The organism is Halopseudomonas laoshanensis (assembly GCF_008365385.1).
Lineage (GTDB): Bacteria > Pseudomonadota > Gammaproteobacteria > Pseudomonadales > Pseudomonadaceae > Halopseudomonas > Halopseudomonas laoshanensis.
Genome location: NZ_QOVF01000011.1, coordinates 64,738 through 71,683, shown reverse-complemented (window position 1 = coordinate 71,683; position 6,946 = coordinate 64,738). Strand labels below are relative to the sequence as shown.

Annotated in this window: 7 protein-coding genes; 2 read left to right on the top strand and 5 right to left on the bottom strand. The window is 56.3% G+C overall.

The features are described from left to right. Positions 1–241: 241 nt before the first annotated feature. Complete coding sequence (gene tyrS, locus DT594_RS18585) at positions 242–1,441, bottom strand: tyrosine--tRNA ligase (protein ID WP_149334628.1); 1,200 nt, start codon at positions 1,439–1,441, stop codon at positions 242–244. Between the two features lie 219 nt (positions 1,442–1,660). On the opposite strand from tyrS, the gene DT594_RS18580 reads away from it, so the two are divergent. Together DT594_RS18580 and DT594_RS18575 are read left to right on the top strand one after the other, a co-directional pair. Then, positions 1,661–3,115 (top strand): OapA family protein, encoded by a 1,455-nt coding sequence (locus tag DT594_RS18580; protein ID WP_149334627.1) that lies wholly within the window; start codon positions 1,661–1,663, stop codon positions 3,113–3,115. Further along, entirely contained in the window at positions 3,116–4,216 is a 1,101-nt protein-coding gene (locus DT594_RS18575) for an anhydro-N-acetylmuramic acid kinase (protein ID WP_281290933.1), read from the top strand. Between the two features lie 31 nt (positions 4,217–4,247). On the opposite strand, the gene erpA is transcribed toward DT594_RS18575, so the two are convergent. From erpA to argC, 4 genes are all read right to left on the bottom strand, one after another. Then, complete coding sequence (gene erpA, locus DT594_RS18570; protein ID WP_096348506.1) at positions 4,248–4,601, bottom strand: iron-sulfur cluster insertion protein ErpA; 354 nt, start codon at positions 4,599–4,601, stop codon at positions 4,248–4,250. Between the two features lie 70 nt (positions 4,602–4,671). Further along, positions 4,672–5,094 (bottom strand): bactofilin family protein, encoded by a 423-nt coding sequence (locus tag DT594_RS18565; RefSeq protein WP_149334625.1) that lies wholly within the window; start codon positions 5,092–5,094, stop codon positions 4,672–4,674. Next, positions 5,094–5,858 carry a DUF6776 family protein gene (locus DT594_RS18560; RefSeq protein WP_149334623.1) on the bottom strand — a complete coding sequence of 255 codons (765 nt, stop codon included), beginning with the start codon at positions 5,856–5,858 and terminating at the stop codon, positions 5,094–5,096. The genes DT594_RS18565 and DT594_RS18560 overlap by 1 nt, the downstream gene beginning before the upstream one ends. Further along, positions 5,858–6,892 (bottom strand): N-acetyl-gamma-glutamyl-phosphate reductase, encoded by a 1,035-nt coding sequence (gene argC / locus DT594_RS18555; RefSeq protein ID WP_149334621.1) that lies wholly within the window; start codon positions 6,890–6,892, stop codon positions 5,858–5,860. The genes DT594_RS18560 and argC overlap by 1 nt, the downstream gene beginning before the upstream one ends. Between the last annotated feature and the right edge of the window lie 54 nt (positions 6,893–6,946).

Sequence of the window (6,946 nt, the reverse complement as noted above, 5' to 3'; positions counted from 1 at the left end):
GTGACCGGGAGGCGCATTCTACAGGAGCCAAAACCCCTGTCAACCGCTTCCGTGAAACTTCGCTGACTTAACTCAGCGCCTGGAAAAGCGATCCTGCCGTCCTTCCCAGTGAGCGGCGTATTCTACGCTACTCGTCTGCCCTGTCAATCCCTAAATTATCGCTAACTTATTGATTGTAAAGCGCTTTATGCAAAGCACCCCGTTTGGGCAGACGCGCATTATAGGGGCTGGGGAAAAACCGTCAAGCGCTTTTTAGCGTAATGCGCGCAAACTTCTTCTTGCCCGCCTGACAGACGTACTCAGTACCCAGCTGGAAAACGAAGTCACGATCAACAGCCTCGCCATCCACCCGCACCGAGCCGGCGGAAAGCAGATCGCGCGCTGCGGCCGCATTCTTTGCCATTCCCGCCCGATTCAACACAGCAGAAACCGGCATGGGCTCCGTAGCTTCCAGCTGAATCTCGGGGATATCGTCCGGCAGCTCACCTTCCTTCAGACGATTACCCGCGGAGCGGTGGGCATTGGCCGCCGCCTCCGCACCGTGAAACCGCTCGACCAGCTCTTCTGCCAGCTTGATCTTGATATCGCGCGGATTCGCACCGGCATCCACCTCGGCGCGCAAACCGCTGATCTCTTCCATGCTACGAAAGCTGAGCAGTTCGAAGTAGCGCCACATCAAACTGTCCGGCATGGACACGATCTTGTTGTACATCTCCCCCGGGGCGTCATTAATGCCGACATAGTTACCCAGCGACTTGGACATCTTCTTGACGCCATCCAGCCCTTCGAGCAAAGGCATGGTCAGAATGACCTGCGGCTCCTGGCCATACTGACGCTGAAGCTCACGACCCATCAGCAGGTTGAATTTCTGATCGGTGCCGCCCAGTTCTAAATCGGCCTGCATAGCCACAGAGTCATAACCCTGTACTAGCGGATAAAGGAACTCGTGGATGGCGATGGATTGGCCACCTTTATAACGCTTGTCGAAGTCATCCCGCTCGAGCATGCGCGCGACGGTGTATTTGCCGGCCAATTGAATCATGTCGGCCGAGGTCATCTTGTCCATCCAGGTGGAGTTGAACATGACCTCAGTCAGTGCCGGGTCCAAAATCTTGAACACCTGCTCTTTATAAGTCTCGGCGTTATCAAGAACCTGCTCCCTGGTCAGCGGCAAGCGCGTAACGTTTTTGCCGGAGGGGTCGCCGATCATGCCGGTGAAGTCGCCGATAAGAAAAAGTACCTGGTGGCCAAGCTCTTGAAACTGACGCAGCTTGTTGATCAGGACGGTATGGCCAAGATGCAAATCTGGCGCAGTTGGATCAAAACCTGCCTTGATACGTAGCGGCAAACCGCGCTCAAGCTTGATACGCAGCTCATTTTCAACCAGAATTTCGTCCGCGCCGCGCTTGATCAGCGCCAACTGCTCGTCAACCGGCTTCATAAATCAGTAGATCCTGTATTTTGATGGGCAAAAAAGGGAACCAAACATACAACATTGCTGACCAATTACAACTTTGGCAGACGGCCTTGCGTCAGAATAGCAACACACCGCGCGCTGGAAAACTGACGGGCGGTGGCACTGAAGGGTTGCAACGAGGGACTTTCAGTTATAATTTAGCAAGTTATTACACTTTATTCAGACTCGACCACAAGAGCGCTTATGCCTTCTCACAAGACAAAACCGCCGCTGTACCCCAAAAGCCATATTGTAGCGGCTAGCGGTATAGCAGCAGCGCTGAGCATCTTTCTGCTCGTTATCCCGACCTCGGATGTAGAAGCTCGCAAAACGTATGTGCAGCTTGATCTTGATACCATTACCAATCACCTGGAGTCACCGGGCTCGTCTAGAGATTTGGACGCCCTGATCAGCGAAACAGTCACTTTTTCGCTGGCCGACGAATTGAACAGGCAACCCGTACCTCTGGCTGCCAAGCAGACTTTCCGTGGCAGCGACCGTCAAGCTCTGCCGGTTGACCTACCCATGGCCATGGTAGCTAAAGCGCAACCTGCCTCGGAGTGGATGAGCGTTCCTGTTGAGAGCGGTGACACGCTTTCAGTTGTGTTCGAGCGCGTAGGTCTCTCTGCCAGCACGCTGCATTCAGTGATCAATAGCAGCCCGGATGCCAAGCGCTTCACTCGCCTCAAGGCAGGCCAAGTTCTGGATTTCAAACTTGGCGCGAATGGCGAACTGGATGCGCTCAAGTCCAAGCTGAACGATCTGGAGACGCTGCGTCTGGACCGTGAAGGCGATAATTATGTGGTCAATAACGAACTGATCACCCCTGATGTGCGAACGCAATACGCGCAAGGCGAGATTACCAGCTCGCTGTTTCTCGCTGCGCAAAAAGCCGGCATGTCGCACAACCTGACCATGGAGATGGCGAACATCTTCGGCTATGACGTCGACTTTGCACGTGATATTCGCCAAGGCGATCGCTTCGAAGTGGTTTATGAAGAGCTCCACGTGGGTGATAAACGCGTGGGCACCAACAATATTCTCGCTGCCCGTTTCAGCAATCGCGGCAAGACGTTCACCGCAGTGCGCTTCACCGACAAGAGCGGCTACAGCAGCTATTACCGTGCTGATGGCACCAGCTTGCGCAAGGCATTTATCCGCACGCCGGTCGAATTTGCGCGCATCAGCTCCAAATTCAACCCCAACCGTCGCCACCCGATTCTGAACAAGATTCGCGCGCACAACGGTGTCGATTATGCGGCCTCAACCGGGACGCCGATCAAAGCCACCGGTGACGGCCGCATCGTCCATTTTGGACGTAAAGGCGGATACGGCAACACCATCGTCGTGCAACACGGGCAGAAATACAAAACGCTATATGCGCACATGAACCGCTTTGCCAAGAATCTGCGCCATGGCTCCAATGTGTCGCAAGGCCAGATAATTGGTTATGTCGGCATGACCGGCCTAGCGACGGGCCCGCACCTGCATTATGAGTTCCTGGTCAATGGCCGTCACGTCAATCCGCTTGGGGTTGACCTGCCTGTGGCTGACCCGGTACCTCAGAATGAGCGCACCGCGTTTATGGCGATCAGCAATAAAATGATGGCCAGCCTGGACCAGAACAGAGACACCCAACTGGCTCTGCTGGAGCAATAAGTGTCCCACCTGCATGTCGGTATCATGTCGGGCACTAGCCTGGATGGTATCGACATTGCTGTTACCGAGATCACTCCTCCCCAACAGGTGCGCTTACTGGCCGCCTGTTGCGTACCCTTCCCCGACTCCTTGCGCAGTGACCTCCTGGCCCTGTGCAGTCCTGACACAAATGAAATTTATCGCGCCGGTATCGCTGGCCAGGCCTGGGCTCGTCTGGCTGCCGGCGGGGTAACATCACTGCTGGAAAAGCTGCAGCTAAGCCCCAATCAAATTGCAACTATCGGCAGTCATGGCCAGACCATTCGTCACCATCCGGACCTGGGCTTCAGCCTGCAGATCGGCGCGCCCGCCCTGCTCGCCGAACTGACAAATATCTGCGTAATAAGCGATTTCCGCAGTCGCGACATTGCCGCAGGCGGTGAGGGCGCGCCGCTGGTACCGGCTTTTCACGATTGGCTATTACGCGATTTGACAACTACCCGGACGCTGGTCAACGTGGGCGGCTTTGCCAACCTGACTATCATGCGACCCGGCCAGCCTGCGACAGGCTTCGATAGCGGCCCTGGCAATGTGCTGCTGGATTACTGGATCAACCAGCATCTGGGCAAAGCTTACGACCACGCTGGAGACTGGGCACGCAGCGGAAAAGTGCTGCCAGAATTGCTGAACTCAATGCTGAATGACGGATACTTTCAACGCACGGGACCCAAAAGCACTGGTCGTGAATATTTTAATCCGCACTGGCTTCACCAACAGCTTGGAAACTTCCCGACAGCGGCACCAGAAGATGTACAAGCGACCCTGGTAGAGCTGAGCGCGCGCTCCATCGGCCTGGCCGCGAGTCAATACGCCAGCGACAGCCAGGCGCTATACCTGTGTGGTGGCGGAGCGCGAAACACCCTGCTGATCGAGCGGCTCGCGTACCACTTGCCGAGCATGCAAGTGCTGACTACCGCAGAGCTTGGCGTAGACCCGGACTGGATGGAAGCAATGGCTTTTGCCTGGCTGGCCTGGCGCTGCAGTGAGCGCCTAGCAGGCAACTTGCCGGCAGTGACCGGCGCAACAGGCGAGCGTATTCTCGGAGCGATTTATCCGGCTTGAAGCCAGAAAGCGGCAGGCGTCGTGAATGGTTTCAGACGGAGAACGAAGAACCACAACCACAAGTAGTTGCTGCGTTGGGGTTGTTAATGACAAAACGCGAACCTTCCAAGCCTTCCAGATAGTCGACCTCAGAACCTGCCAGGTACTGAAAGCTCATCGGGTCCACAACCAGCTTCACCCCCTCGCGCTCAACCACGGTATCGTCTTCAGCCAGCTCGTCATCGAAAGTAAAACCATACTGGAATCCCGAACAGCCACCCCCGGTTACGAACACCCGCAGGCTCAGACGCTCATTACCCTCTTCATCGATCAGCGCGCGGACCTTGGATACGGCGTTGTCGGTAAACAGCAAGGGAGTGGGGGTAAACATTTCAGCAGTAGACATACATCCTCCAGCGACGGGTGCAAAAGCACACTAACGGCCTATTATCCGTTTTCCCGACTCTTTTGGTCAACTATTCTTCGGATACGAAATCAGCATCTACCGGTAGCGCGGCCTGGGCCGGCAGCTCTGCATCCATGTAATGCAGGTTACCGCTGATTTGTGCCCCCATGACCATTTCCATGAAACGGTAATGCAGATCGCCGCTGATGCGCGCCTTGGCATCAAGCTCAAGGTGCTCAGAAGCATGTACGTCCCCGGTTACCTGGCCATTGATCAGCACGCTCGGCGCTCTGATAACACCCTCGATACAGCCATGTTCACTAATGCGTACCAACCCCTGATCCGCGTGCACATTGCCGATCACACGTCCGTCTACCTGCAGGGCGCCGGTGAAGCGAAAATCCCCTTTGAACTCAGCGTCTTGTGCGATGATCGTGGTTTTACCGCCAAACTGGCCGATATCTACTTTTTTGTGCTTGTCTGTTCCAAACATCAGGGCCTTGCTCCTGTTACTGTCCAATCGAATGCTTGTTCTACCAGAGTTTTACCATCGCGAACGGCCTTGAGAATCACGCGTTCTGGCTGAAAATCATCTGGAAGTACCAATTCAGCGCCACTGCCGTTGCTGGGCACTACCTGGAAGTAACGGAAATTCAGGCTCATCACATCTTCAGCCAGATCCCCTGTCACATCATCCAGAGTCAAGGTTACTGCCTCGCCGCCTTGGCGGCCATGAATGGTCACATCCAGCCGCGCCTGGACCGTATCGCTTTCTTCGCCGACGCGGCTGACCATGACTTTATAGCGGAAAGTGTTCGGAGTTTCTGTGGCATGCAGCTCAAAAGCCTGAATACGCAAGCCGGGAAGCATCGCATTGGGCGCCAGCGCCCCCTGATACTGCGCCAAATCCTGCTGCACTCGGAACAACTGCTGCTCCAGCTCCTGGACCACATCACGCGCTTCTTCCAGACCTTCGCGCGCCACCAGCAAATCAACTTCCATCTGTTGCCGGCTTTGCCGCGCGCTATCCAGCTCGGAGGCCAGCTCCAATTGCCGCACCAGCAACTGATCCCTCTCCTCGAGTACCGCCTGTTGCGAGCGCAACGCAAACTCCCAGCCGAACCAGGCACTCAACGGCGAAGCCAGCAACAACGTGACAATCAACCCTACCTTCAGCACCTGAACCAGCCTGGATGTGCGCGGGATGAAGACCACGCGATGATCGCGTAAGACCCGGCGGCGCTTCAGTTTGAACATCAGGGCATAAGCGCCGGATGGGACAACCCAAGAGTCTCGTCAAGCCCGAGCGCGATGTTCATGTTCTGCACCGCCTGCCCTGAAGCGCCTTTTACAAGATTGTCGATCACTGACAGGACGACCACCAGGTCGCCGCCCTGTGGCCGGTGTACTGCGATCCTGCAAACGTTGGCACCCCGCACACTGCGCGTTTCTGGATGACTACCGGCAGGCATTACATCGACAAAGGGCTCATTGGCATAACGCTGCTCGAACAAGGCCTGCAGATCTACCGAGTGATCGACCACGGTCGAGTACAGCGTGGCATGGATCCCACGGATCATTGGCGTCAGGTGCGGTACGAAGGTCAGCCCTACCGGACCACCGACGGCCTGACGCAGCCCCTGACTGATCTCGGGCAGGTGGCGATGGCCGGCCACGGCATACGCCTTCATGCTCTCGGTGGACTCGCAGAACAACGAGCCCAGATTGGTGCCGCGGCCCGCCCCGCTAACGCCGGACTTGCAGTCGGCAATAATGCGTGCCGGATCCGCCAACCCGGCCTCCAATAGCGGAATGAGCCCTAACTGGGCGGCGGTGGGATAGCAGCCTGGCACGGCGATCAAGCGCGCGGTACGGATAGCCTCCCGATTGACTTCCGGCAAGCCATACACAGCCGTTTCCAGTAATTCGGGCGCGCCGTGCGGTTGCCCATACCAGCGAGACCACTCCTCGGAATCCTTCAGCCGGAAGTCGGCTGACAGGTCAATGATACGAGTGCTGGTCGACAACAGTTCGCCGGCCATGGCATGGGCCACGCCATGCGGAGTAGCAAAGAACACCACATCACAGGCGCCCAGAGCAGTAACGTCCGGCACGCTGAACTTGAGGTTGTCATAGTGACCTCGCAGGTTAGGGTACATGTCCGCAACCCGCTGGCCTTCTTCCGATCGGGAGGTTATGACCTCGACATGGGCCTGGGGATGTTGCGCCAGCAGCCTGAGCAACTCGACGCCTGTGTATCCGGTCCCGCCTACAATGCCGATTTTGATCATTTTATTTCCTGAATCGTTTTGTACATGACTGTTCGTCCCTATGATAAAAGGGCT